A 621-nucleotide genomic window follows, 5' to 3' on the forward strand; every position below is an offset into this window, starting at 1 on the left:
CTTCCGCCAGCGCAGCGCGCTTGGCGCGGCGCTCGGCCAGTGCCGTCTGCAGCGGCACGCCTTCGATGGCTTCCGGCTGACCAACGCTGGCTTCGTATTGCTTGAGCGCGGCGCCCGTGTGCGATGCAGCGCAGTCTTTGACCTGCGCAGGCGTGCCGGCGCAGACCAGCAGGCCGCCGGCGTCGCCGCCCTCGGGGCCGAGGTCGATGATCCAATCCGCCGCACGCACCACGTCGAGGTTGTGTTCGATCACGATCAGCGAATGCCCGGCGTCGAGCAGCTTGCCGAACGCCCGCATCAGCTTGGCGATGTCGTCAAAGTGCAGGCCCGTGGTGGGCTCGTCGAACATGAACAGGCGGCCGGCGTTGGCGGGCACGTCCTGCTTGACGCGCTTGCGCGCCGCGGCCTGGGCGGCCTGCGCGGCTTCGGCCAGTTCGGGCAGTATTACGCCGGCGACGGAGAGAATTACCGCGCCGGCCTGCAAGGCGGCGTCGGCCTCGGCGAGAGCGGTTTTCTAGTCGGCACGTTCGAGTACTTCGACGCCGCGCGCACGTCGCGCTCGCGCCAGCGCGCGGACGCGATCGCGTTCCAGGAAGCGAACCCGGACATCGCCGTCCCCGT

1 protein-coding gene and 1 pseudogene are annotated in these 621 nt (G+C 70.0%); one reads left to right on the top strand and one right to left on the bottom strand.

The features are described from left to right. Positions 1 to 433, bottom strand: a pseudogene (locus AAFX79_13750) (hypothetical protein). Between AAFX79_13750 and AAFX79_13755 the strand changes: the two are divergent. Beyond that, a partial coding sequence (locus AAFX79_13755) for a hypothetical protein (protein ID MEO1009621.1) occupies positions 320 to 621 on the top strand: 302 nt, incomplete at its 3' end. The pseudogene AAFX79_13750 and the gene AAFX79_13755 sit on opposite strands and share 114 nt — an antisense overlap.

It is taken from the genome of Planctomycetota bacterium (assembly GCA_039819165.1).
In the GTDB taxonomy this organism is placed as follows: domain Bacteria; phylum Planctomycetota; class Phycisphaerae; order Phycisphaerales; family UBA1924; genus JAHCJI01.